22 protein-coding genes are annotated in these 25,928 nt (G+C 51.9%); 4 read left to right on the plus strand and 18 right to left on the minus strand.

Translation table 11 applies throughout. The features are described 5' to 3' along the window. The first annotated feature begins 30 nt into the window (after positions 1-30). Positions 31-3,132 (plus strand): ATP-binding protein, encoded by a 3,102-nt coding sequence (locus tag NYE69_RS26455; RefSeq protein WP_340928746.1) that lies wholly within the window; start codon positions 31-33, stop codon positions 3,130-3,132. A 21-nt stretch (positions 3,133-3,153) separates the two neighbouring features. Here the strand turns inward: NYE69_RS26455 and NYE69_RS26460 are convergent, their stop codons facing one another. From NYE69_RS26460 to NYE69_RS26500, 9 genes are all read right to left on the minus strand, one after another. Next, a complete protein-coding gene (locus tag NYE69_RS26460; protein ID WP_340928748.1) occupies positions 3,154-3,633 on the minus strand; it encodes a bacterial transcriptional activator domain-containing protein in 480 nt (159 codons plus the stop codon). 84 nt (positions 3,634-3,717) lie between these two features. Further along, entirely contained in the window at positions 3,718-4,305 is a 588-nt protein-coding gene (locus NYE69_RS26465; protein ID WP_340928750.1) for a response regulator, read from the minus strand. A gap of 161 nt (positions 4,306-4,466) precedes the next feature. Then, positions 4,467-6,101: an MDR family MFS transporter gene (locus NYE69_RS26470; protein ID WP_340928752.1), complete on the minus strand. Its 1,635-nt coding sequence runs from the start codon at positions 6,099-6,101 to the stop codon at positions 4,467-4,469. A 20-nt stretch (positions 6,102-6,121) separates the two neighbouring features. After that, the gene (locus tag NYE69_RS26475; protein WP_326044331.1) at positions 6,122-6,562 is read right to left on the minus strand and encodes a MarR family winged helix-turn-helix transcriptional regulator; all 441 of its coding nucleotides are present in this window, start codon (positions 6,560-6,562) and stop codon (positions 6,122-6,124) included. 124 nt (positions 6,563-6,686) lie between these two features. Beyond that, the gene (locus NYE69_RS26480; RefSeq protein WP_340928755.1) at positions 6,687-7,316 is read right to left on the minus strand and encodes a LysE family translocator; all 630 of its coding nucleotides are present in this window, start codon (positions 7,314-7,316) and stop codon (positions 6,687-6,689) included. A gap of 15 nt (positions 7,317-7,331) precedes the next feature. Continuing rightward, positions 7,332-7,763, minus strand: a complete 432-nt coding sequence (locus NYE69_RS26485; protein ID WP_340928757.1) for an Lrp/AsnC family transcriptional regulator — start codon at positions 7,761-7,763, stop codon at positions 7,332-7,334. Between the two features lie 25 nt (positions 7,764-7,788). Then, positions 7,789-9,048, minus strand: a complete 1,260-nt coding sequence (locus NYE69_RS26490; protein WP_340928759.1) for an MFS transporter — start codon at positions 9,046-9,048, stop codon at positions 7,789-7,791. 524 nt (positions 9,049-9,572) lie between these two features. Continuing rightward, the gene (locus NYE69_RS26495) at positions 9,573-9,839 is read right to left on the minus strand and encodes a hypothetical protein (RefSeq protein WP_340928761.1); all 267 of its coding nucleotides are present in this window, start codon (positions 9,837-9,839) and stop codon (positions 9,573-9,575) included. After that, complete coding sequence (locus tag NYE69_RS26500) at positions 9,821-10,729, minus strand: ABC transporter substrate-binding protein (RefSeq protein WP_340928763.1); 909 nt, start codon at positions 10,727-10,729, stop codon at positions 9,821-9,823. The genes NYE69_RS26495 and NYE69_RS26500 overlap by 19 nt, the downstream gene beginning before the upstream one ends. 129 nt (positions 10,730-10,858) lie before the next feature. Between NYE69_RS26500 and NYE69_RS26505 the strand changes: the two genes are divergently transcribed. Further along, a complete protein-coding gene (locus tag NYE69_RS26505; RefSeq protein WP_340928764.1) occupies positions 10,859-11,215 on the plus strand; it encodes a DUF952 domain-containing protein in 357 nt (118 codons plus the stop codon). A 69-nt stretch (positions 11,216-11,284) separates the two neighbouring features. Here the strand turns inward: NYE69_RS26505 and NYE69_RS26510 are convergent, their stop codons facing one another. The 3 genes from NYE69_RS26510 to NYE69_RS26520 form a co-directional block, all read right to left on the minus strand. Further along, positions 11,285-12,178 (minus strand): IS3 family transposase, encoded by an 894-nt coding sequence (locus NYE69_RS26510; protein ID WP_340928766.1) that lies wholly within the window; start codon positions 12,176-12,178, stop codon positions 11,285-11,287. Then, the gene (locus NYE69_RS26515) at positions 12,145-12,444 is read right to left on the minus strand and encodes a helix-turn-helix domain-containing protein (RefSeq protein WP_340928767.1); all 300 of its coding nucleotides are present in this window, start codon (positions 12,442-12,444) and stop codon (positions 12,145-12,147) included. The genes NYE69_RS26510 and NYE69_RS26515 overlap by 34 nt, the downstream gene beginning before the upstream one ends. Positions 12,445-12,823: 379 nt before the next feature. Continuing rightward, positions 12,824-15,862, minus strand: a complete 3,039-nt coding sequence (locus NYE69_RS26520) for a glycoside hydrolase family 2 TIM barrel-domain containing protein (RefSeq protein WP_340928769.1) — start codon at positions 15,860-15,862, stop codon at positions 12,824-12,826. 111 nt (positions 15,863-15,973) lie between these two features. On the opposite strand from NYE69_RS26520, the gene NYE69_RS26525 reads away from it, so the two are divergent. Continuing rightward, positions 15,974-16,855 carry a helix-turn-helix domain-containing protein gene (locus tag NYE69_RS26525; protein WP_340928770.1) on the plus strand — a complete coding sequence of 294 codons (882 nt, stop codon included), beginning with the start codon at positions 15,974-15,976 and terminating at the stop codon, positions 16,853-16,855. A 23-nt stretch (positions 16,856-16,878) separates the two neighbouring features. On the opposite strand, the gene NYE69_RS26530 is transcribed toward NYE69_RS26525, so the two are convergent. The 6 genes from NYE69_RS26530 to NYE69_RS26555 all read right to left on the minus strand — a co-directional run bounded on the left by NYE69_RS26530 (position 16,879) and on the right by NYE69_RS26555 (position 24,523). After that, positions 16,879-17,793, minus strand: a complete 915-nt coding sequence (locus NYE69_RS26530) for a dienelactone hydrolase family protein (RefSeq protein ID WP_340928772.1) — start codon at positions 17,791-17,793, stop codon at positions 16,879-16,881. Positions 17,794-17,941: 148 nt separating this feature from the next. After that, positions 17,942-19,531 carry a glycoside hydrolase family 43 protein gene (locus NYE69_RS26535; RefSeq protein WP_340928773.1) on the minus strand — a complete coding sequence of 530 codons (1,590 nt, stop codon included), beginning with the start codon at positions 19,529-19,531 and terminating at the stop codon, positions 17,942-17,944. Continuing rightward, on the minus strand, positions 19,525-20,928 hold the full coding sequence (locus NYE69_RS26540) for a glycoside hydrolase family 28 protein (protein ID WP_316561343.1): 1,404 nt from the start codon (positions 20,926-20,928) through the stop codon (positions 19,525-19,527). The genes NYE69_RS26535 and NYE69_RS26540 overlap by 7 nt, the downstream gene beginning before the upstream one ends. A gap of 16 nt (positions 20,929-20,944) precedes the next feature. After that, a complete protein-coding gene (locus NYE69_RS26545) occupies positions 20,945-22,075 on the minus strand; it encodes a glycoside hydrolase family 88/105 protein (protein ID WP_316561344.1) in 1,131 nt (376 codons plus the stop codon). Positions 22,076-22,102: 27 nt separating this feature from the next. Continuing rightward, positions 22,103-23,614, minus strand: a complete 1,512-nt coding sequence (locus NYE69_RS26550; RefSeq protein WP_316561354.1) for an extracellular solute-binding protein — start codon at positions 23,612-23,614, stop codon at positions 22,103-22,105. Positions 23,615-23,665: 51 nt separating this feature from the next. Next, entirely contained in the window at positions 23,666-24,523 is an 858-nt protein-coding gene (locus tag NYE69_RS26555; protein WP_316561355.1) for an ABC transporter permease, read from the minus strand. A 496-nt stretch (positions 24,524-25,019) separates the two neighbouring features. Between NYE69_RS26555 and NYE69_RS26560 the strand changes: the two genes are divergently transcribed. Next, positions 25,020-25,853, plus strand: coding sequence for a carbohydrate ABC transporter permease (locus NYE69_RS26560; RefSeq protein WP_394373468.1), 834 nt, complete (start codon positions 25,020-25,022; stop codon positions 25,851-25,853). Positions 25,854-25,928: the final 75 nt, after the last annotated feature.

Below are 25,928 nucleotides of genomic sequence, written 5' to 3' on the forward strand. Positions count from 1 at the left end.
ATTATGAGAACGTACAAAAAACAGATATTCATGATTTTGCTTGTTATTGCCGCGATCAACGGAATCCGGGTTACCTGGAACAGCTTCCACCAAACGATCGAGCAACCGGTGGCGGCCGAGAACGGCATTCTCGATTTGCGGGGATGGAAGCTTCCCCCAAACCATACGATCACACTGAACGGGGAGTGGGAATTTTATCCGAATCAAAGGCTGACATCCGTACCGGATTCGGCGTTGGATTCGGTCTCAACGAACCCTGTATCCGCTAACTCCGGGAAAGTCTTTATTCCGGTGCCTGGCGCTTGGGATAAATATTTTCCGGACGATCAGCATGGGAGGTATACTTACGGAACATACCGGCTGCGGATTTTCCTGGACGAACCGGCTTCCCAAACGCTCGCGCTGCGAATCGCCGAAATAACGCGGGCCTCCGCCGTTTATATCAACGGACAACCCGCCGGCAGCAAAGGGAACCCTTCGGCTCAAAGCGAGTCGTACAAGCCGGGGCACCGTCCTTACACCATAAACCTTCCCAAAGGCGGCGATTCCTACGAAATCGTGATTCAGGCCGCAAACCATGCCGGTAAAGGAGGAATCACCAAATCGATCCGGTTCGGCACGCTGGATGCGATCAATCAGCGAACCACGCTTTCCATGGCACTGCAAGGCTTGCTTAGCGTCGTTTTTCTGGTGCATGGCCTGTACGCCGTAATGCTGTATTTTTTGGGAGCGGCCAATAAGGGACTGTTGTACTTTTCGGCGGTCATCGTGTGCGCGGTGATCAGCGTTTTGGGTGTTGACGATAAGATTTTGTTCATATTATTGCCGTCCATGCCGTATGCAGCCGACCTTAAAATCGTCCTGTTGTCTTATGTCGGGGTTGTTTCCTTCATCCCGCCGTTCATCAAAAACATGTTTCCCGAATACGGCCAGTTGAAAATAGTTCGCTGGTTTGCCTATTTTGCTTCATGTTACGCGCTGTTTGTGCTGATCGCTCCGCCAAAGTACGTCATTCCGTCGGAAAAAATTTTTTTGGCGCCGATTTTACTGGTGTCCGTCTCGATCGCCGTTTACATTCTGCAAGCCGCCGCCCGAAAGCAGAAGGATGTCTTCTTCCTGCTGCTGGCCTGCACCATTCTTGGAAACAATATCGTTTGGATCGTTGCGGCGGCGAAGCTTTCCGTTGAAATGACGTTTTATCCATTTGACCTGATCTTTACCATGCTGGCCTTTGCGGCCTTTTGGTTCAGGCGGTTTTTCAAGGCGACGGCGCAAACGAAGCGGCTCGCCGACAAACTGCAGCTGGCCAACCGGCAGAAAGACGACTTTCTCGTCAATACGTCGCATGAACTGCGAAATCCGCTGCACGGGATTATGAATATTACGCAAAGCGTGCTGGACGATCCGGTTCACCAGACGAGCGAAGAGCACCGCCAAAGGCTGGAAATACAGCTGTCCGTCGCCAGACGCATGTCGCTGCTGCTGGACGACCTGGTGGACATCGGCCGGCTGAAGCAAAACACCGTCCGGCTGCAAATCAAACCGGTTCGCCTCCAATCCGTTATCGGCGGTATTTTTGAAATGCTCAGGTTCATGTTAAACGGTAAAACGATCGAGCTTGAGGTGAATATCTCGGACCGGTTTCCCGCCGTAAAAGCGGACGAAAACCGGCTCATTCAAATTTTGTTCAATTTGCTGCACAATGCGATCAAGTTCACGGACCGCGGGAAAATTTCCCTGGATGCGGAAGTCGTGGACGGTATGGCTTATATTCACATCCGGGATACGGGGATCGGCATGGATGAGGAAACCCTGCAGCGGATCTTTTTGCCTTATGAGCAGGGGGAATCGACCGCCGCAAGAGCCGGCGGGGGGCTCGGACTGGGCCTTAGCATCTGCAAGCAGCTGGTGGAGCTTCACAGTGGGACGATTACGGTGCGGTCCGTTCTCGGCCAAGGATCGGAATTCACCTTTACGCTTCCGGCTGCCGGAGAAGACGGCGAGGCTTCGGTGCAAGCTGTTCCCGCCCATGTCCCTTTTTATTCTTATGCCAAAACTGCGGCGGCGCTTGCCGATGAAGCCGGGAACCGAAGCGCGCGGGGCAATGAGGCCGGAGGTGACGCGGAGCATCCGCTGGAGGCGGGCAACAAACCGAAGGTACTTATCATAGACGACGACCTTCTGAACCTGAAAATCCTCGCGGACATTCTCGGGCCGGTCCAATATAACATCACTACGGCCGCAAGCGCCGACGAAGCGCTGCCCCTTCTCGACAACGCGCGGTTCGATCTCATCATTACGGACGTCATGATGCCCGGCATGTCGGGATACGAATTGACGCGGGCGATTCGCCAGCGGTTTTCGATCTCCGAGTTGCCGATCCTGATTCTTACGGCGCGGAATCGTGCGGAGGATATTTTTACCGGCTTTCAGTCGGGCGCCAACGATTATGTCACCAAGCCGGTGGATTCCTGGGAATTAAAGTCGCGGGTTCAGGCATTAACGCAATTGAAGCTGTCGATTGAAGAGCGGCTGCGCCTGGAAGCGGCTTGGCTGCAAGCCCAAATCAGACCGCATTTCCTGTACAACACAATCAATTCCATCGCCGCGCTGGCAACCATGGATCTGTCCAAAATGCAGGCACTGCTGGAGGAATTCAGCAACTATTTGCGGACGAGCTTCGATTTTCACAATTTCGACTTGGAGGTTCCAGTCTACCGCGAGCTTTCCCTGGTCCGCTCGTATCTGTTTATCGAGAAGGAACGATTTGGCGAACGGCTTCAGGTACAGTGGGAGTTGGACCCGGATCTGCACTTTTTCCTGCCGCCGCTGTCCATCCAAACGCTGGTGGAAAACGCCGTGAATCACGGTATTCTTAAGCGTTCCCGCGGCGGCAAAGTGATGATTCGCATCAAGCGTTCGGCCGGCGAATATGAGGTGTGCGTCAGCGATGACGGCCTCGGCATGAGCGAAGAACGAATCCGCCAGGTCTTTGCTTCGCCGGATCATCGCGGCATGGGAGTTGGCCTCCGCAACACCGATCGGCGCCTTACGCAGCTGTACGGCCGCCGTTTGGAAATCGCAAGCGCCCCCGGTCAAGGAACGACCGTACGTTTTTGCATTCCGACATAATCCAAAGGACTCTCCCCCAGCTTAAAGCTGTTCAGGGAGAGCCCTTTTGTTTTCGCCGGCCCACTGCCGGTACCACTCGGTTATGTATGGACTTGGCCGTTCATTTAATTCCTCCGCCAGAATCGCGGTCAACAAACGGTACTGACGATGGACGGAAAGGTGATTATCCAGCGAGCCGTAAATTTTCATCAGCGCAAAATGCGCTTCCTCCGCCAAGGGATACCTGTTGCAAATTTCCAGATATTTTTCGACCGCTTTGTCCCGGTATCCGCTGGAATCGTACCACTCGGCCATTTGGAAGGAGGCGCGGAGCCATAGCATCTTTAACCGGAATCTTTCGCTCTCCGCCCACCAGTACTCATAATTCTGCATATAATCTCCCTGATACAAATCCATGACTCCTTCGTATTCGCCGATCGTTGCTTCGTTCACCGGATACCCCGAAAGGATGAAACGTTCCCATACCTCCACGTCCAGCCGTACACAGTCCAGGCTCAGCACGTACCCGTCCGTTGCGTTCGAAATATGAAAATAAGGACCAAAGGGCTCAATGGTTCTCCGGATATGGTAAATTGCCGTATATAATTAGGAATACGCTTTGCCCGGCTCGTATTCCGGCCAGAGCAATTCGATCAAGGCCGATTTTCGCACAAGCTGGCCGCGATGCTGCAGCATATAAAGGAACAGCTCCTGAGCCCGGGACGTTCGCCACCGGATCGGCGCAAACGTACGGCCCTTCGCTGTCATTTGCAGCTGCTGAAACAAGCATACGTGCAGCTCTTCTTTGGCCGCGGGCGGCGCCGCCGGAACTCCTTCCAGACGCTCCCGGATTCGTTCCAGGGTGATCGTCAGACGTTCTTTTCGCAGCGGTTTCATGACATAGTCAAGCGCATTTAACTCAAAAGCTTTAACGGCATAGTCGTCATAGGCCGTAACGAAGACGATATTAAGCCTAGGCTTAAACTGCAGCAGCTGTCCTGCCAGTTCAATGCCGCTAATTTCGGGCAGATGAATATCCAAAAACACGACATCGATGTCCGTTTGCAGAATGAATTCCTTGCCCTCGACCGGGTTGATAAACTTGCCGGCGACATGAATCCCGAATATGCTTTGCAAATGATGCTCCAAATAATTCAAAGCCAAGTTCTCATCATCGATTAGGACAACATTCATCTTATTCTCCTCGAGTATGTATATGATATATATTACATCAAGTATACATATATTTAATAGAACTAGACAATTTCTCAACAAAATAAAATTAAGAAAAAATACCTATGAAAAAAAGAGCCGCGTCTCAAAAAGACGTGGCTCTTTCGTATGCAAAAACCTATTTACGCTTGATTGGGGGCGGCGGTTTGAACTGCGCCTTCCGGTCCACCGTTCGCGGCGGCCGATGAGCTTGGCGTCTGGTTCGTGGACCGCAGCGGCAGCTCCTTCAGGAGAAACACCAGAATAAACGCTGCCACGAGTACGAGCGTCCCGGTCAAAAACACCGTGGACAACGTCGTTCCGAGCGCATCGCGGATCCCTTGAATCATCTGCGCGAACAGCGGCTGCACATCGGCGGGCAGGCCGGCCTGCGTTTGCTCCAGCAGCGGTTTGTTCATCAAGGTCTGCGGATTGGCAAAGGCCAGAATCTGCTCGGACATTTTCGGATCCACCTGGCTCAAATCCGGAGCGGAAGAGGACTGCAGCGCCACCTGCAAATTTTTCGTCAGGTTGTTGGACATCACCATCCCCATGACCGCGATCCCGATCGTTCCCCCGAGGTTACGGAACAGTTGGGTCGAAGCGGTGACGACCCCAAGCTCCTGATGCGGCACCGCGTTTTGCGCAGCGAGCGAGAACACCGGCATCCCCAGGCCAAGCCCGAAGCCGAACACGATCATGCTCAGGACGGCCAGCGGCACGTTGTTCATAAAGATCATAATGGCCATGCCGGCAATCATGATCGGAACCCCAATCAAAGCAAACGATTTGTATTTTCCTTTTCTGGCAATCAACTGCCCGGTAATCGCGCTGGATACGACCATCACGATCGACATCGGCATCGTTACGTAACCGGCATAGGTCGGCGAAATGCCAAGCACGCCTTGCACGAAAAAGGACAGATAAACCAACGCGCCCATCATCCCGAAGTTCATCAGGAAGCCGATAATATTTGAGATGGTGACGATGCTGTTTTTGAATAAGCGAAGCGGCAGGATCGGATTTTTCACCTTGGATTCAACGAATATGAAAATGATGGCGGAAATCACCGTGGCTGCGATCAAGCCGATAATCGGCGCCGAATTCCAGGCATATTCCGTGCCTCCCCAAGAGAATGTGAGCAGCAGCGGCACGAGCGTCGTCGTCATAAACAGCGAACCGAGGTAGTCGATGGCTTGCGACTTGCCGCGTTCCATTTTTGGAAACAAAGTAAGGATCATGAAGAAAGCCACAATGCCGAGCGGGAGGAAAATCCAGAACAGCCAATGCCAATCCATATGATCGACCAAATATCCGCCAAGCGTCGGCCCAAGTACGCTGGAGAAGCCGAACACCGCGGTCATCAGGCCCATCCATTTACCGCGTTCACGCGGCGGGAACAAGTCGCCGACCGCCGTAAAGGCCGTTGATTGAATGATCCCGGCGCCGATCCCCTGAATCCCCCGGTAAGCGATAAACTGAAACACATTGGATGAAGTCCCGGTCAGGAAGGCCCCGGCCATAAAAAATAATATCCCGATCAACAAAAAAGGCTTCCGCCCGTAAATATCGGACAGCTTGCCGACCAGAACGGTGGCGATCGTCGAGGTTAACAAGTAAATGTTGATCGTCCAGGTATAATAGTCCATGCCGTCAAGAATCGAAATAATCCGCGGCATCGCCGTGCTTACGATCGTCTGGTTGATCGCGGCGAAGAACATCGCCGCCATAATGGCGATCATAATCGTGATTTTCCGCTTTATAGAAAGGTGTTCCATTGTTGTCTGTTTCATCTCCATTAATTTTTGGTTTGCTCTAAGCTCGCAAGCAATTGGCCGAATATCCGCCGTAAATGCTGCAAATCTTCCTCCTGGAGCTGATTGAACATCCCGTCAATCATCTCCTTTTGGTTTTCGTTCACTTTCCGCATGATTTCTTTGCCCGGTTCCGTAATCGTAATATTAACGACCCTGCGGTCATGTTCCGCGCGTTCGCGTTTAACGTAACCTTCGGTAAGCAGTTTGTCGGTAATCCCGGTGATGGCGGCCGGCGTGATTCCAAGACACTCTGCAAGCTGCGACACTTTTTGCGTTCCCGATACATCCAGAATATAGAGCATTTTGTACTGCGGGAAACTTAGGTTATATTCCCCGCCGCGCTTGTTCCATTCCTGTGAGATCGATTTGAGCAGGGTGCGGAACATCGAGGTCACTTCGAACAACTCTTCTTTTTTGACCATGCATTCCTCCTCCCTTCATTCTAGAGGTAGTTCAAAACTATTTAATAACTAATTAATTTAGAACTTAAATATTAGAGCATTTACATACTATAGCGCTGTTGAAACGGTACGTCAAGCCGATTTTTTATGCCCCTTTTATGAATTGGATGAGCGCGCTGACGCCAAATCCTAACATAACGAGGCCTGACAGTTTGTTGAAAATAGATAGTCTGGGGCCATTTAGAATCTTTGCCCGGAAGAAACTTACCGCACTTACCAGAAAAAGCCACCAAAGCACCGATCCCAGGAAAACACCGCCGATCAGCAAAAGAATTCCTTTGCCGCTGGCCGATGAAGAAACAACGCCGGAAACACCGAAAATCCCCAGAAAAGATACGATCGTCATCGGATTGGATAAGGTGAGAAGGAAGGTTACAGTATAAGAGTTTAGTGTGCTTTTTTGCACCGGTTGTTTTTGGAGATGAACTTGTGGAGTATTAATAAAAAATTTGATGCCGAGGTAACAAATAAACAATCCGCCTAAACCTTGAAAAAGGGCTTTATACCCCATCAAATAACTGATGAAGGAGGATAGGCCAAGCCCGGCGATGCTGCCGTAAACGGCATCTGCCGTTGCCGCCCCCAGACCGCTAAACAGTCCGCTTTTAAATCCCGATGACAAGGTTTTTTGAATGCAGTAGATGCCGATCGGACCGAGCGGCGCAGCAATCGCAAGACCCAATAATACGCCTTTGAACAACCATTCCCAAGCCATACCGCCTACTCCCCCCTACTCTTCTTTCAATGTGGAGAGAATAAAGACGGTGTTGGATCTGACGATATTGTGGTTAGCTTTTAAAGTGTGCATGATAAACCCCTCAAGTTCGGAAATTTCCGCAAGCGCCACTTTTAGCAAATAATCGTATTCTCCGGAGGTGTGATGGCATTCCCGCACATGTTCCGATTGAACGATGGCTTCGCGAAATTTGTGGGTTTCCGCCGAACCGTCCAACTGCACGAAAATATACACGATACAATGCTGCCCCATCGCCCGCCGGTTCAGCTTGACGGTAAATTGATCGATGACTCCGTTTTTCTCCAATTTCCGGATTCTTTCCGCAATGGAAGGAACGGACAAATGAATCATTTTGCTGATGTCGGAACTGGTAGTACGGCTATTAGCTTTTAAAATTTGCAAAATCTGCAGGTCGATTTCATCCATTCTCTGCTCCTCCTAACTCCTTAAACTAAAGCTTTCGAATCGGTGTGACAAGGGCTATAACGACTTTCAGAGCTTTTGCTCCAGCTGCAACAGCGAATACCACTTGTGGATCCGTCCATTCCGCGAGCGCGGCTCCCATCATTGCACCTAAAGGCATCGCTAGACGGGTCAGCACCCAGGAAAATCCCAGCACGCGGCCAAGCATTTCGGAAGGAATCGTTTCTTGACGGACTGATGTGACGATCGTATTCCAGGCGACATTACACACGGTTACCGCTAAAAAAGCTATACCGGGCGTCAGCCGGAATTGGCTGATAGAAGCAAAAACAAAGCCCAATGTTCCTATGCCCAGAAGAGCCGGGATTAACGCCCCCCGGCGAAATCGTTTCTCCAACGGCACGGCCAATAAACTGCCGATAACCCCTCCTAATCCTAGCAACGTATAGTTCATGCTGCTTTGCTGCGTGTTCAACTGAAGTGTGTTGAGCAAATAGAACATCAGCACACCGAATGCTGCACTGAACCCAAAATTTCCGATCATCGCTTGTAAAGAAAATGATAAATTTATTCTGGAACGAATCAGCCACCAAAACCCGTCTTTGATATCTTTAAAAATTTGCGCAACACTTGTCAATGACTCGGGCTTACTAAAGCTTGGCATCAGCATAAGAACAATAAATGTGCCCGAGAATGAAATGGCGTCTAGCCAAAGAACATTAAACCCGCCAATGGACACGATCAGCACCCCAGCCAGCAAAGGACCCGTCAACTCCGCAATTTGATTGATGAACTGGTAAGAAGCATTGGCACGGGTCAACTGCTTTGGAGCCAAAGATGGAATAATTGCTACAATCGATACATCAAACATCAGTGAGAGTATCGTGAGTACAAATGAAATGGCATACAGATGCCAAATCTGCAGTAGACCCATAAAATGTAAGACCGGAATCAAAGCGACAAGCAACGCTCTTAAAATATCGGTAAGGATCATCAACTTTTTTCGTTCCCAGCGGTCAACCATACTGCCTACAACCGGGCCAAACAGAACAATGGGGAGAACACTCACCGCATACATAGAGCCCATTACGATGCTGGATTGAGTTAATTTGTAGGAGATCCATGGAATTGCAAAAGTAAACAACGAATCTCCCACTCGTGAAATAAACATCCCGATTAAAAAACGAAGATAAGAAAAGGGCAGTTGCAGCAATTGGAAAGCAGGAGATTGACTCGCCGGCCCCTGCTCCTTAGCCTTTCGTGATGGAGCTGTATTTAAATTTGTCATAAGTTTACCTCGTTTAACTTTAGGGCGGCAGAAAAAATTCGGTATGCACCCATTGTGGGTTTGGACGTATAATTCCAGAGTAAATGAATTTGGTTCATCAGCACTTTTTAAGTTAATTATAGTTCACTCATAAAAAATGAAAATATATTCCTACTATTTCAATAAATATTTAATTCAATTACCATTCGTGGTTAAAAAAATAAACAAAGCCGTTTGTAATGCAACACTTTTACTTAAAAAATTTAAGTTCGAGATGGGGCTTAACCAAAAAAATCGGTGCTTGACTAACGTGTTAATCTCGAATGATCAAGCTATACGGAACTTTTTCTACGCTAACGGTTGCCACCCGCGCTTATTTAGGCGAAACCGCCCCATTACCGCCAAAAAAAAGGAACTAAGCTCGCTGGCGACCGTTACATTTTGTATCCGCTCGTTTTTTCCCAAATAGCGTCGCTCACAACCATTAGATTTTTTTAGCGCTCTTTTACGCTATCGAACTTGTCCCGCGGCCAAGCGCCGATCGCTCAGTTGTCCGATTGCCTAAGCGCCTGTTCAAGCTCCTCCTCCATCGATTGAAGCGATTCCCGAACCGCACTCTGATCCGACATGATTTTTTCCATATGCTTCTGCGAGATTTCGTCTATTTTGAGCAAAAAAGAAGCGGGAAACTTGCGTAATTGATTAGTGAGCGTAACATTAACCTGTTCAAGTTTGTAAAAGGTTTTCAACGGTTCATCCATCGCGTCCAGATTAGGCCGTGTCGGCAGGACGGTCATATCGATTTGCGGCAATAACTTGGCGTAACTTTCACCGCAAATATATTGAAGGTAGACTCGTCCAAAGCCATGGCTATATTTCCGCGTAAAAAAGGATACGATATAGGTTCCATATCTTTAATATCCTTCATTTTCATAGAGTCGCTGCTCGGGACCTGGTTAGGGTCGTAACAAACCTTGGCTTTAAAGTAATCCGTGACATTTTCGAAAATTTGCTTCCAGGATTCCGTGTTTAAGGTAATATGCTCGCTATTATTAAAAGACAAACCGCTGGATTCTCCGACTTTCAACGCCATCATAAAAGGATTGGACGAGTCTTTATGATAAAGCCCGTATTGAGGTTCGTGATTTTCATTAACCGCAGGAAACTGCTCCGCCAACTTGAACATCTCTTCCCAAGTCATGAAATCATGAGGGTATGCAATCCCATATTGATCAAAAAGACTTTTATTATAATAAAGCGCTTGTCCGGTAAAGACCGGCGTCAATCCGTACAATTCCCCTTGTTCGTCCCGTAAAAAATCGATGATTGCCGGGGAAAAACCGGTTAGGTCAAAGTTTGCTCCTTGAAGCGGTTTTGTCAATGAGGACAGTTTTCCTTCATCCTTTAACACTACATAGGATTCCATGGGGATGGATATGACGTCCGGGTTTTCCTTGACAAGAAGCTCTTCGATGGTTTTCGTAATATCGGTCATCGGTTCCATATTTTCAATGATTGAAATGACCTCCAAGGTGTAATTCGGATGCGTCGCCAGAAAAAAATTACCGTATTGCCGATTAAAGACGGTTTCATTCCAAGCAAGAACTTTTAAGGTGACATTGGCTTGCTCTTGCTCTTCTTTTGCAGTACACCCGGTAAATAATATACACAGCATAAACAGGGTGAAGATTTTCCTAAGCATTTTAATATTGCCCCTTTTTTGTAATATTCAGCAGAAGGGTATTTCCATAGCTGATGGAAGAATATAAAGATAATACCTTGATTCAAACTTTTTTTTCCATATATTTCATTATAAAAAGGGGAGCGTAAAATGGTCATACTGCATTGTTTGCAGCAAACAACATGGGAGGAGGTCAAGGATCGTTTATATTACGGAAAACAATCTATTGAGCGCGATGGATTTATCCATTGTTCCTCGATTGAAACTTTTTGGCGGGTCGCCCCAAATTTCAAGGATACTCATGGACCGTTGCTCCTCTTGTGCATTGACACCGCCAAAGTCGAAGCGCCGATAAAATGGGAGGACAACGGCAACTATGGGCAAGTTTATCCGCATATCTATGGCGAATTAAACCTGAGCGCCGTCATTAAAGTCTTGCCGTTTTTGAGGGATGAGCAAGGGGATTTTGTTTTAAATGAGGAATTAAAAAATTACTTGCAACCGTAGGCTAGCGGTAAAAAAGACCGCCGGGGAAATTTGGTCAAGCCCCAATTAAGTAGACATTGAAAAAAACACCTATGCCGAAAACTGGCGTCTGTACTCAACAGGCGTCAGTTTTTTTAGCTTTCTTTGCGGTCGTTCTTCGTTATAAAAGTTTATATAGCAAATAATTCTGGTTTGTGCCTCGTCTAAAGTTCGAATATCATAAGGATAGAGCCCTTCCGTTTTTAGATGTGAGAAGAAGCTCTCCATCGAGGCGTTGTCTATACAATAACCTCGGCGTGACATGCTGATCTGGACGGCAACCTGTGGCAGCATGTCGTGGTAAGCATGAGACGTGTATTGGGATCCCTGGTCGCTGTGAACGATCAGCCCAGTCACGTCTTTTCGTATTTCAAACGCCTTACGGAATGTTTCAAGAACAAGCTCGTTGTCGTTATGAGGACTCAGGTGGTAAGCCACGATCTCGTTGTTATACAAATCTTTTATAGCCGACAGATAAATCTTTTGCTCTTTAACCTTATACTGCGTTACATCCGTTACCCACTTTTGGTTCGGTGCATCTGCTTTGAAGTTTCGACGAAGAAGGTTTTCTGCCACACGTCCGTCCGACCCAGCTGTTTGGTAGTTAGAAGCATAACTCCGCTTACGTCGAATAACAGCTTTCAGTCCCATAAGCTGCATGAGTCTTAGTACGCGCTTGTGATTAACAACAACATGATAACGTCGATACAACTCCATTTGGATTTGTCGATACCCCCAGGTACCGTTACGTTCTAAGTAGATGCACTGGATTTGAGCTTTGCACTCTAGGTCGCGGTCTGAATCTTTGCGCTGTAGGTACTTGTAATAACCGCTTCTGGATATCCTGAGGTACTTACACAGGCTCTCAATGGAATAGCGGTTTCTAAGTGCATCCACGACTTTATGTTTAATCAGCGCACCTCCTTGTTCAAGATTTCTAACCACTTTTTTAGCACGTCTACCTCCATCTCAAGTCGATGAACCTTACGCGCTTCCTCTGTTTCTGTTCTGTGTGGGTTACCTCTGCGGTCAATGTATACCTCTTCCCCTTGTCTACGAAGCATTCGTGCCCACTTTTTAACTCGATCCTCGGCAATCCCTAAATGAGCTGCCACCTTCTTACGAGACCAATGTTCTTCCACATGAAGCCGCATTGCCTCACGTTTTACTGACTCTGGGTAATGTTTAAACTTCTGTCCTTTTATCGCCATAAAAAATGCACCCCCTAGAATTTCATCGGATTAACCAAGGGGTTTTTCCAATGTCTATTCTATGGGGTGCACTTCAATTTGCTCCGACGGTCTTTTGATGTTCAGCTTCTATTGCCAAATATAGCGACATTTTTAGGCGTTATTTTTGAGATTTTCACCTTACATCGTAAAATAGCGGAACTTTTGGGTCCTATTTGGAAACCAACCTTGGAAAAAGCTCCTTTTGACCTCGTTTTTCTAAAATAGCAGTAAAAAATTCCTCTATTGCATTTGTGCTCCCTTTTCGATGAAAATAAGCTCCATTTTTACCGTTATTTCCTCGTCCTCCACAAAAAATGCAGGCAGCGTACCCCCTCTGCCTATTCAGAAATTTTAACTCTTATTCCTCCTTAAACACCGGCGCCACCGTCAGCTCGAAATCAAACGATTTCTCTTTAAGCTGGTAAGCCTCGGCGAGCTGCGGCCCGCATGAGCCCGAGCCGGCCCCGCTTATTTTGTAGTCGATCGACACGATCGTTTCGTCGCGTCTCGTAAGCTCGTAGATGTGCCGGGCCCCGGTCAGGTCCTCCGGCGTGTAGTGCAAAGCCTGGAAGGAGAACGGCTGCGGCGAGCGGAATTCCAGCCCCATGCCCAGTTCGCTGGAAGCGGTCGCCCATTCCGTCCCGTAGCGGGAACCGTTTTCCTGCGGCATAATGTAAGATTCGAACATGTCGTCCACGGTAAGCAGGTACTTGCCTTTGCGGACGCTGGCCCGCTTGTCGACATAGCTTTCATGCGGACCGTAGCCGTAATACTCAATCTCCTCGGTTCCTTTCGGCATCGTCAGCTCCAGACCAAACCGCGGCAAGTACGGAAGGTCTTCACGGACGTCAACGTGTACAGCCAGCTTCACTTCACCGGTCGGCGCAAACGTCCATACCGCCTGCCCGCGCAGGAATGGACTAAACGTATAGCCGCCCAGCGAAAAATCGGTGCAGACCTCAACCGCCGCGTCAGGGCGTTGTTGCCATCGGCTGCCGTACACCTTCATACCGGCGCGGTCCAGTCCCGCCGCTTCCCAGGCTTTGCGGATATACATGTCGTTGTCCATCGGCGCCCGCCAGATGTTGAACCGAACTGGCTGATGCAGCAGCGGCACACCGTGCTTCGACATATGATTAACTGCCCCGGTCCGCAAATCAAAAACATGCTCGAAATCGAAGCCGGTTACCGTCAGCAGTCCGCCGTGCTCCTTGACGTCCATAAACTCGGCGCAATGCTCGCCTTGCCGCGGTTGAACCTCCGGCACGGCCGCCTTCGCTCCCGAAAACTCGAATTGATAGAAGGCGATCTCGTGGCCTTCTTCCGCAAAGCGGTTTTCCTGCTGCTGCCGCACCGAGCAGGTCAGCACAAACGGCCCCGGAAGCTCCTGCGGAAGCGCGAAAGGGATCGTCAGCGGCTGCGATTCCCCTGGCAACGCCGCAAGCGGACCCGTCCGGCCCTGCTGCAGCGTTTCGCCTTCCCGCTCCAGCTTCCAGCTCACCGCCAGGTGCGACAGGTCGATAAAATCGTAGCGGTTCAGCACCAGGAACCGGCCCTGCTCCGCATCCTCCGCTTCGATCAGCACCGGCGCGATCACCTGCTTTAATTCCAGCAGCCCGGTATGCGGTTTGCGGTCCGGCGACACAAGACCGTCGATGCAGAAGTTGCCGTCGTTCGGCTTATCGCCAAAGTCGCCGCCGTAAGCAAAATAGCTTTCGCCGTCCGGCGTTTTGGCCGCGATGCCGTGGTCGCACCATTCCCATACGCAGCCGCCCATCAGCTTCGGATAGGCATAAATGACGTTCCAGTAGTCCCGCAAATCGCCCGGGCCGTTCCCCATCGCATGGCTGTATTCGCACAGGAACAGCGGTTTCGCGTTGTTTTCGTCCTTGGCGTACGCTTCGATCTCCGGCACCGACGCATACATCCGGCTGTCCATGTCCAGGCATTCCGTATGCGGATCGCCATGATAACGGGCGGCCGCGCCCTCGTAATGGACCGGTCTCGACGCGTCGCGCGCTTTCGTCCATTCGGCCATGGCGATATGGTTCGGACCGTAGCCGGATTCATTGCCCATCGACCAGATGATGACCGAGGCGTGGTTTTTGTCCCGTTCAACCATCCGCACCGCCCGCTCGACAAAAGCTTCCTTCCAAGCCGGGTCCACCGTCAATTTATGAAAAGAACCCTCCTCGATTTTCCCGGTTTGCGTCACCCCATGGCATTCCAAATCCGCCTCGTCGATCACGTAAAACCCGTATTCGTCGCAAAGGTCGAGGAACCGCGGATCGTTCGGATAATGAGAAGTCCGGATCGTATTGATGTTGTGCCGCTTCATCAGCTTCAGGTCCCGGATCATGTGGTTCAGCGGAACGGTTTGCCCGAGCGCCGGATGCGAATCGTGGCGGTTGACGCCTTTGAGCTTGACGGCGCGGCCGTTGATTTGGAAGACGCCGCCCGCGATCTCCACCTTTTTAAAACCGGCCCGGAACCGCAGCACCTCCGCTCCCGCATACAACAAAAGCTCATATAACCGAGGCGCCTCGGCGTTCCACAGCTGCGGCTGCGGGACGTCCAGCTCGATGGCGCCTCGGCCATCAATCTCGGCCTCCTGCGACGCAACAACCTTCCCGTCCGGGTCGCGCAGTTCGGCTTTCACCGTGATGCCGCCGGTCGTTTCAATTTCCGAACGGAGCTTGCCCGAAGCCAGATCGTCCGACAACAGCGGTTTGTTGAACACGTCGCGCACATGCGTTTTGTCCCGGGACAGCAGATACACATCGCGGTAAATGCCGGAGAAGCGCCAAACATCCTGATCCTCCAGATAAGTGCCGTCGCACCATTTCAGGACCAGAACCGCGATGCGGTTGCGGCCGGCCTGGACGTACGGAGAAAGGTCGAACTCGGCCGGAACGCGGCTGCCTTGGCTGTAGCCGGCAAAATGGCCGTTCACCCATAAATAGAAGCAGGCGTTAACCCCTTCAAACACGATATAGGTTTCCCGCTTCGTCCACGCGGAAGCCAAATTGAATTCCCTTACATAAACGCCCGCGGGATTGTCGTCCGGCACAAAGGGCGGATCATAAGGAATCGGATAGTTGACGTTCGTGTAATGAAGCTGGTCGTAGCCGTTCGTCTGCCAGCAGGAGGGCACGATCAGGTCGTCCCAAGCGGCGGGATCCGCGTCTTGTTCAAGAAAACGGTCGCCGATTTCACGCAAGCTGCGGTGATAACGGAACTTCCAGGCGCCGTTCAAGGTCTGGTAAAAAGGCGAACGCCCGCGTTTTCCCGTCCTGGCCGCTTCCGCATCCGCGTATGGAATAAAGGAAGCTCTCGCCGGCAGGCGGTTTACGTGCAGGGTAGACAGGTTTTCCCAGTATTTTTCCAACTCGATCATGGCTTCACACTCCTAACAGGTTTGCTCTCATTATAGATGTGAGCTATAATCGGGCGGAAGCGACAAATCGGACAAAACACCATACAAAATGGACAAAAGAGGTGCCATCCTATGGAACTGCTTCCGCTTAGAAGCAATTTGACACATTCCCTGCGCGAGCTGTTGCCGTTATCGGTTTATACCGCGGGTACGGAAATCCAGCCGCCGATCACGCGGATGAAAGGTTTTTCCGCCCATCAGCTGTTTCTGACCCTCTCCGGCTCGGGGCGGTTTCGCCGGCTGCAGGTGAATAAGGACAAATGGGACATCCTCGGCCCCGGCCAGCTATTATACATCCCCGCCGGCTGCGTGCACGAGTATATGCCGTATGGAGAACAACCCTGGTTCGTCGGGTACGTTACGATGGTGGAGAATTTCGGAGACCTGCTAAGCCGGTGGGGGTTTCATCATGCTCCTAAAAAGCTGCAGCTGTCGGACGTCTCCCTGTTCACCGGCCCGCTCCGGGAAATCTGGGAGCGCTCCGGCGCGGACAACGATCCGTGGCAAACGACGGAGTTGCTGCTGTCCCTGCTGCTGGCGATCGTGAAGGATACCGCCGCCGGCAGGCCCGCTACCCCGGACTCCGAGCCGCCGCTCCACACCCCGCCGCCCGCTTCCTACCGGGAAACGGTTGTCGACGTGGCCGTCCGCTTCCTGCACGACCATATGAACCGGCCGATCACCATCGCCCGGCTGGCGGAGCATGTCGGCTATTCGCAAAAGCAGCTGACCCGCCTGTTCCGCCGGTCGATCGGCCTGACGCCACTGCAATATCTGCAGCAGATTCGGCTCAGAACCGCGCGCCTGCTGCTGCAGGATCACCCCGAGCTGACCGTCCGGCAGGCCGCGTCCTACGTCGGCCTGGAGCCGGTTTATTTCACGCGGCTGTACAAGCGCGAGTTCCACCGGCTGCCTTCGGCGGATCGCGGCGGCGGAGCGGAACAGGCAGACTAAACACGAATGGGCGAGATAAATGGTCAGGCCGCCAAATGCAACAACAAAAACTCCCGCCAGGCCGCCCGCATTTCCGCCGTTTCCATATGGCCGCCCCCGGTGACGACCGTCTGCCAATGCTCCGGCCGCCCCGCAGCCGCGTAAGCTTCCCGCAAACCGGCAGCCAATAACTCGACTCCTTCAACCGGACACAGCCGGTCGTTGCGGCCGGTAAGGCTCATCCGCGGTCGCGGCACGATCAGCTTTTGGACGTCCAGCGTCGTAAAATGCTTCAGCAGCCCGGGGACATAGGAGTAGAAGCCATGATGGTCCAACCCCCGCTTGGCGATCAGCGTCCGGGCGTCCACCTGCCCGCAGATATCAACCGTGACCTTGACCCGTTCATCCAATGCAGCCAGCCACCAGGCCATCAGCCCGCCCATCGACATGCCGATCGTGGCGACCCGCGAAGCGTCCACGTCTTCCCGGGCGCACATATAATCGAGCAGGCGGCGATTGTCATGCAGCATCATCCCCCACATGACCTGGCCGTTCCACAGCATCTCCTTGACCAGCTCGCTTTCGGTCTTCCCGCCCCGCTCGTTGAAGCCCCACATATCGATGCAGCCGGCGACGCAGCCCATCCCGGTAAGCTCCTTGGCAAACGACGGTTCCTGAAGGTAAGTACTGCCGCGGATCAGCTCGTTGCGGCCATTGCCGTAATTGCCGCCATGGGAATGGTTAAAAATCACAAGCGGAAACGGCCCTTCCCCCTTTTTCGGCTTAGCCACATAAGCTGGGACCGGGTCAATTCCGTTCAGATCCAGCACCAGCGTTTCCAGCAAATAGCCGTCACGTTCCTCCGACTTCAACAGCTTTGCCGAAATCGGCCCTTCCGCCGGGAGATCCCCCAGCAAACTGTGCAATTTTTCCCGCGCCTCGACCGGCTTCCAATCCACTTGCAATCGCCCTCCTTAAAATTGTCCATCCGATTTGTTTGCGTTTCGTCAGCTTTGTCTGCGTTCCGTCAGCTTTGTTTGCGTTTCGTCCTCCTTCATACTTGCGCTACCCTGCTTTCACTCCGGACGGTTGCTCGCTTTCCTTCTTTTAGCCGCGCTTATCCCTGCCTGTATACCTGAAATATCCAAAATCGGCATAGCTGCCGCCAAACCGGTTCATATCGTGTGCCGCGATGCCGATAAAATTGCCGGTAAACCCGCCCGAGAGGAAGCCGATATTCCGGGCCTCGCCTAAGGGCTGCCACTCTTCTTCCTCGTTCATGCGGTAAAAGAACCGCCCGTTTACTCCGGATACGTCCGCCGCCAATTGAATGGCCGCGAACCGGTCCACATCGATCAAAACGGGGTCGAGCGAGAATTCGTCCCGTTCGCAGCACATCAGCCGGAGCACCTTGCCCCGGCCTTCCTCATGGCTGACATAGGCATACCAATAGTTGTCCTCGTTTAAATAGAGCATCAGCCCGGCCATTTGCAAATAAGAAACCGGGGCGCATTCCACAAGCGTTTCCGCGCGGAAAGACTTGTCCGTCTGGCGGATCGCCACGATATGGTGACGGAACAGGCTTTGCGGCGATTCGCCGGCGACAATTCGCAACCAGCCCTTTCTTACGGACAATGAGCACCAGCTATCTTCGGCCATAATGCGCAGCGTGTTCCAATTTTTCTTAAGTCCGGACCCGGAAAAATCATCGGCAAAATCCGTCCCGCGAGCCTGCGGCATAACCCCGCCGGACAGCGGCACGGCAAGCTGCGGCGCGTTCCCTCCCCCGGTCAGGCGGAGCCAGCCGTGTTCATCCCAATACACCTGCTGCAGCGCGGTTTCCCTCCCCAGAATGGCATACTTCCCCTCGACAGGCCGCGTACATAAATGCGCCATATACCAGTCTCCATCGGGCGTCTCCACCAAGCTGCCGTGGCCGGCGCACTGCAGCGCCAGACCGGGATCGTTCCGCGAGGTCAGCATCGGATTCAGCGGGTCGACTTCATAGGGGCCGAGCAGTTCCCGGGAGCGCGCCACTGTAACGGCATGCCCGGTTCCGGTCCCCCCCTCGGCCGTAATGAGATAGTAATAGCCGCCGCGCTTGTAGATATGGGGCGCCTCCGTCTTTTTCAGCGGCGTACCATCGAACAATTTCTTCGGTTCGCCGACCAGTTTGCCCAGACGGTGATCATATTCCTGAATCACGATGCCGCTCGATTTATTGCCCTCGCCGATGCGGTAATCCCACAAGCAATTAAGCAGCCACTTGCGGCCGTCGTCGTCATGGAACAAGGACGGATCAAAGCCGCTGCTGTTGAGATATACCGGCTCCGACCAAGGCCCGTGGATCGAAGGCGCCGTGATCAAATAATTATGGCAATCTTTAAAAGGGCGCTTCGTGCTTTTCACATCGGTATACAGGAGATAAAACAAACCGTCATGGCAGCTAAGCTGCGGAGCCCAAATGCTGCAGTTTTTCGGATTTCCCCGCAAATCTGCCTGATGGGTCAATATATCCGTGCAATGCTCCCAATCAGCCATGTTTGCCGACTCGTATACTCTAACCCCGGGGAGCCACTCAAAAGTAGAAACCGCGATGTAATAAACATCTCCTGCCCGCAATATACAAGGGTCCGGATTAAATCCCGGCAATATCGGGTTTTGGACAAAAGCTGTCATTGTTCCTTCCGCTACCATGATCCTCGCGCCTCCTTGCCTGAATCCTTACCCGAATCCGCTTCCGCGTCCAAATTCGCCGGCGGAACCGCAACCTGCTCCAGCAGCCGTTCCTCGCGTTTTGTGTTTCTGGACTCGCAATGCTCCACGGTCACCTGCTCCCCGTTCTCCACATAAAAAGCCGGCCCTTCGTGATTTTCGATAGTGACATGGTGAAAACGGATTTGTCTTACATTCCCGAGGAAAAATCCGCGATTGTTCATTTCGCTTAAGTCCGCCATCATTGCCGGAACGCCCGGCACCGCGTGCTCCGCCATGGAAATATCGATATGATCAAACGTAATTTCGGAAATGTACTGTTCGGCCAGGCCGTAAAGGAATCCGGCGGCGGCATGGACCCGGCGCGCAGTAATGTTTGAAAAATGAATTCGCCGGAAACACGGCGTCTCCTCCGTCACGGGGTAAGGATTTTTGTCCCAAACGTATTTGTCTTTGCCGCGCGGACCGCAGAAATAATAAAGATTTATGATAAACGGGCAGATGACGTCCTCCATCACGATATTGCCGATACGGATATCTTCCACGATCCCCCCGCGTCCCCGCCGGGATTTCAGACGGATGCCGCGGTCGGTATGCTGGAATACGCAACCCGTGATCGTGACGTTGCGGATGCCGCCGCTCATTTCGCTGCCCAGCACCACGCCGCCATGACCGTGCACCATCGTGCAGTTCATAATTGTAATATTTTCGCATGGGACGCGTTCCGCCGTATCCTCGGTGCCGGCCTTAATCGCGATGCAGTCGTCCCCCACATCGATATGGCAGCCGGTGATCCGTACATTGCGGCACGATTCGGGATTGATGCCGTCCGTGTTCGGCGAATCGGCGGGATTATGAATCGACAAATTGTCGATCGTCACATCGGAGCAGCGAATCGGATTGACCGTCCAGCTCGGGGAATTGATCAGGTTCAAGTCCCTTAACGTTACGCGGCGGCAGCCGTCAAAGCTGATCAGCTTCGGCCGGGGAAACTCCAGTTCCTCCGGCGCGTTCCGCTTCTTGTCCCACCACGGCCCGCCGTTTCCGTCGAGCGTCCCGTAGCCCGTGAGCGCGACATTTTCCAAGTCCTGCCCGAAAATACACGACATATGCACCTGCTGAAGCACGCCTTCCCATCTGGAGACGACCGCCGGGTAATGCTCCGGGTCCGTACTGAACGACAGCACGGCGCCGGGGCTTACATGCAGTTCGATATTGCTCCTCATCTCGATCGCACCGGTCAAATATTTGCCCGCCGGCACGAACACCGTGCCTCCCCCCGCCGCGCTCGCGGCTTCGATGGCGGCTTGAATCGCCGCCGTCACCCATGTTTTTCCGTCCGGAACCGCGCCGAAATCGGCGATGTTGTATACATGCATCCCTTTTTCCTCCTTTTTAAGGGGTCTCTTTCATGTCCGCGAGCCATTCCACCTCGGCGCAGGCCTGCAGAAACGCCCCGACTCCCTTTAGATCGTTCGTAATGATCGGCTCGCTGATGTAATAAGCGTAGGTGCCGTCCCGGCGATCCTCTCCGCCCAGTCCGGCCACCTGGCAGTTTTTGTTCAGATTCACCCAGCCTTGTTTCGTTTCCAGCACAAATTCCGTAATCAGCCCCCGGAAAGCCTTATCCAACGTGTTCCGCCAATCGTCCGCATCCAGCACTCCAAGCCGGATTCCTTTGGCGATGGCAAAAGTGATCATACTGGAAGCCGACGCTTCCAAATAATTGCCTTTACGTCCGCCCATATTCACGACCTGATACCAAACGCCGCTTGACTCATCCTGGTAATTTCGCAAAGCCGTCAGCACCTCGACGAATATTCGGACAAGCTCGGAGTAATCGCGATGCCCTTGCGGCAGCAGTTCCAGCACATCCGCCAAGGCCATGACGTACCATCCCAGGGAGCGGCCCCAGAAATTCGGGGACAATCCGGTGGCAGGATCGCACCAGGGCTGGACCTTTTTTTCATCCCAGGCATGATAAAGCAGTCCCGTACCGGCGTCCTTCGTATGCTTTTCGCACAAAATAAACTGTTTCGTCACATCGTCCAGGCCGTTTCCGTCTTCGAATGTCAGCAAATACTCCAAATAAAACGGCGCCCCCATGTAAAGACCGTCGAGCCAAATTTGATAAGGGTAAATCTTTTTGTGCCAAAAAGCCCCTTCCGACGTACGTGGATGCGCAGCCAGCTGCGATCTCAGCAGCGCGGCCGCTTGCCGGTACTTCTCCAGGCCGGTTTCCCGGTGCAGCAAAAACAGCAGCTTGCCGTTATTCAAGTGATCGATATTGTATTCATCCTGGCGGTATCCCCGCACGCTTCCGTCTTCGCCGATAAAATAATCCATATGATCCCGGATATACTGAAAATACTTGCGCTCCCCCGTCCGCTTCCACAATAGCGCAAACCCTCTTAGCACCACGCCGTAATCGTAGGACCATTTGCCGTTATACCCCTTCTCGTACAATTTCGGCGTTCGTTCCAGCACGGATAACGCGGTTTTTTCCGCCCATTTCATCTGCTTCATCGATCATTGCATCCTCCCGTCGAAAGCTTATTTATATGCGGCTTCATACTCGCTGATAATTTTGCCGCCCCCGGATTGCTTCCATTTCTCAACCTCCGCCTTAAACCCGTTCAAATCGAGGGAACCGAGAATGTATTTATAGGTGGCGTCCGTAATAATCTTTTGCAGCTCCGACCCCATCGTCGTATAGGTTTCCGATTCCAGCGAATGAGCCGGATTATAGACCGCGTATTTCTCATTTTCCAAAATCAGCGCGGCGGCTTCGACCTTCAGCGGGTCGGCATCGTGGATTTTATAACCGGGCTCCTTGGGGCGGGAAGAGGAGAACGGCTGAACTTCCTGTTCCCATTTATTCTGATCCAGGATCGTGACGGCCATATCCGCATCCACCGTGTAGTGCACGCCTTCGATACCATAGGTCATCAAGGTGAAGATCTCTTCGTCCATCAGATCGTTTACGAATTTTAGAAGTCGCTTCAATTCCGTCTCGTCTTTGACTTCCGATTTGGGGAAGGCCAGCAAACCGCCGATTCCTCCGTTCCCCGCCCAGATCGCCCGGTCGCTTTCGTTGCCGGTGGAAGTAATATCGTTGACAAGCGCTATTTCCATGCCATCCTGAATACCGATCGCGTTATTGAGCAAGTTTTTGCCGTCAAACAAGGCGCCGACATAAATGCCCGCTTTGCCTTGCGAGAAACCGTCCTGCTGGTCCTTCTTGGCCGTAACGGCAAAATCCTGGTTAATATAGCCGTTAACGTATAATTCCTTCATGTAATCCATCGTTTTGAGGTATCCCTCGGTTTCAAACTCCGGCGTAAATTTACCGTCTTCGCTGACTTCCCAGTAGTTGGGGGTGCCAAAATAAGAGCTCAATGTCTTAAATGCTCCGTAAATCAAATCGCTGCGGTCGATAAATCCATAAGTGTCCTTTTTCCCGTTGCCGTCCGGATCCTGCTCGGTGAAAGCTTTAGCCACAGCCATCAATTCGCCGGTGGTTTTAGGCACTTCGAGGCCCAGCTTGTCGAGCCAGTCCTTGCGGATCACCACGCCATTGCGGGCCACGTCCTTGAGAAAAGGAACCCCGTACAGCTTGCCGCCGATCGAAGCGGCCCGCCGCTGTTCTTCGGAAATCGCCGCCAGATTCGGGAATTCATCCAGATAAGGCCCGACTTCCCAGAACATTCCAGCTTTAAGCGCATTGCGTACGGATGCGTTTTCAAGAATCGTCAGGGAGACGATGTCGGCCAGCGAGGTGGACGCCAGCGCGGTATTGATCCGCTCCTCCTTGCTCGCGTCGGGAACCCAGGAAAATTTGATTTTCGTATTCGTTTTTTCCTCGATCAGCTTCTGGATATCGCCCGTCGGCGTAGTAGGCGTATGCAGCATATTCATCCAGGTAATGGTGGCCGGTTCTTCGCCTCCCGGGCTGCCGCCTCCTTCGCCCGCGCCGGTGGTTGCGCTTTTCCCGCCGCCGCAAGCGGACAACAAGAGGATCAGGGCGAACGATAAAACCGCCATTTGCTTCATTTTCTTTTTCATTTTCATTTTTATACCCCTCTCTTTTAATGAATCTATAGAAAATTGCACTTATTAGTACACTCCATCTTCCCCGAACTTTTTGGCCAGCTTGTTGGAGAGCATCACCAGTATCAAACCGACCAGGCCCTTGAACAATCCGACCGTTGTACTAAAGCTCAGCTGTCCGTTCTTTAAGCCGGAGGTATAAATATAGGTATCGAAGATTTCCGCCACCTCGCGGTTCAAGGAATTAAGCATCAAATACATATGCTCAAAGCCGAGATCCAGCGTGCTGCCGATTTTCAGAATCAACAGCGTAATGATCACGGGGCGGATCGCCGGCAAGGTGATGTGCCACGTTTTTCTCCAGCGCCCGGCGCCGTCCATTTCAGCCGCTTCATATAGTTGCGTATCCACGACCGTGATGGCGGCCAGATAAATGATCGTCGACCATCCGAGCTCCTTCCAAATGATCTGCAGAATATACACGGTCCGCAGCCACTCCGGAGAAGTCAAAAAGCTGATCTTGTTAAAGCCGAGCGCGGCCAGGAATTCATTGAATACCCCGCCGTCCACATTCAGGAACACATACGTGATGGACACGATGATGACCCAGGACATGAAATGGGGAAGATACATAATCGATTGCACCGCGTTTTTAAACCATTTGTTCCGCACCTCGTTCAGCATCAGCGCCACAAGGATCGGCAGCGGAAAGAAAAATACGATGTTCATGGCAAACAGGATCAGCGTATTCCTCAGCAGCATAAAAAACGTGGGCTCCGTAAACAAACGGAGGAAATGCTTTGGCCCCACCCAGGGACTTCCGGCAATCCCCAGGAAAGGCTGATAATCCTGAAAGGCGATCACCAGCCCCCCCATCGGCAAGTACTTAAAAACAATAAAGTACACAAGCCCGGGGAAAATCATCAGATACAAAAGTTTGTTGCGGTTTAAGGCTTTCACTAGAGCAACCTCCTCAAAGTTTTGTGAGCGCTGCTTCCTGCATGAGCTTCGGGCAAAACTCGCTTCGGAAGCATAAGCCTAGTTTTGTGAGCGTTGCTTCCTGAGTAGACTTCGAGCAAAATCCGCTTCGGAAGCTTGGGCTCGGAACTACCCTTTTTACGTTTTTAAGCGTAATGGATAGGGGGCATTCCGTATATAATCACCAGATGACAGCGGTTGCAAAACCGGCCGGAAGCGGGCTTTTTTGCTGATTTCACCTTAGTTGCTGATTACGGGCTAAGCTGAGGAGCATGCGGATTATTGGCCCTCTTTTTCCGGTCCGAACAAGACCTCAATTGGAGATTATATACGTAATTCTCCTTTCATTGGTAAGGTGGAAATGTCAAACGATAAAGAGGAGGAAACTCAAGTGGCACAAACTTTACGGAAAAAACATTCCATCGGCGATCGGTTCTTTACGATGATCAACGGCGCTTTGTTGGCCCTCATTGCTCTGGCTTGTCTTTTGCCTTTCATTAATGTCATCGCCAGCTCTTTTGCTTCAACCCAGGAAATTGTAGCAAAGAAATTCATCCTGTTTCCGACCACGTTTTCCCTGGACGCCTACAAGTACATTTTTTCAACGCCAACGATCTTTAGAGGATTGGGCGTATCGGTCGGAGTCACCTTGGTCGGAACCCTGGTAAGCATGGCCCTTACCGCTTTAATGGCGTACGGATTGTCCCGCAAATATCTGCTCGGCCGCGGTACCATCAATTTTATCGTCGTCTTCTCCATGCTGTTCAGCGGCGGGATGATTCCCACATTTCTCGTCGTAAAAAGCGTACATTTGATTGATTCCTACTGGTCCATGATTATTCCGACCGCCATCAACGCGTTTAATCTGATCATTATGCGCAACTTCTTTCAGGCGCTGCCGGACAGTCTGGAGGAATCGGCCAAAATCGACGGCTGCACCGATTTCGGCGTCTTCTTCAAAATCATGCTGCCCCTGTCGCTGCCGTCAGTCGCAACCATCTCCCTCTTCTACGGGGTCGCGTATTGGAATACGTACATGAATGCGATTTTGTATCTCAACGACTCCCTGAAATGGCCGATTCAGGTGCTGCTGCGCCAGATCGTCATCGTGTCCAGCGGCATGCAGGGCGACAACAGCGTCGTCGATATCGTCCCGCCGGCCCAAGCGATCAAGATGGGCGTGATCGTCGTCGCCACCCTGCCAATGCTGATCGCCTATCCTTTCGTGCAGCGCCACTTCGTGAAAGGGGCCCTGCTCGGTTCGGTCAAGGGCTAACACTTCCCCTGCTAAGTGACTAAAAACGGCCTGACGTCGTTCATTGATAGCCATGACTCCAACATTGGAGGGAAC

Source organism: Paenibacillus sp. FSL R5-0527 (genome assembly GCF_038008055.1).
Lineage (GTDB): Bacteria > Bacillota > Bacilli > Paenibacillales > Paenibacillaceae > Fontibacillus > Fontibacillus macerans.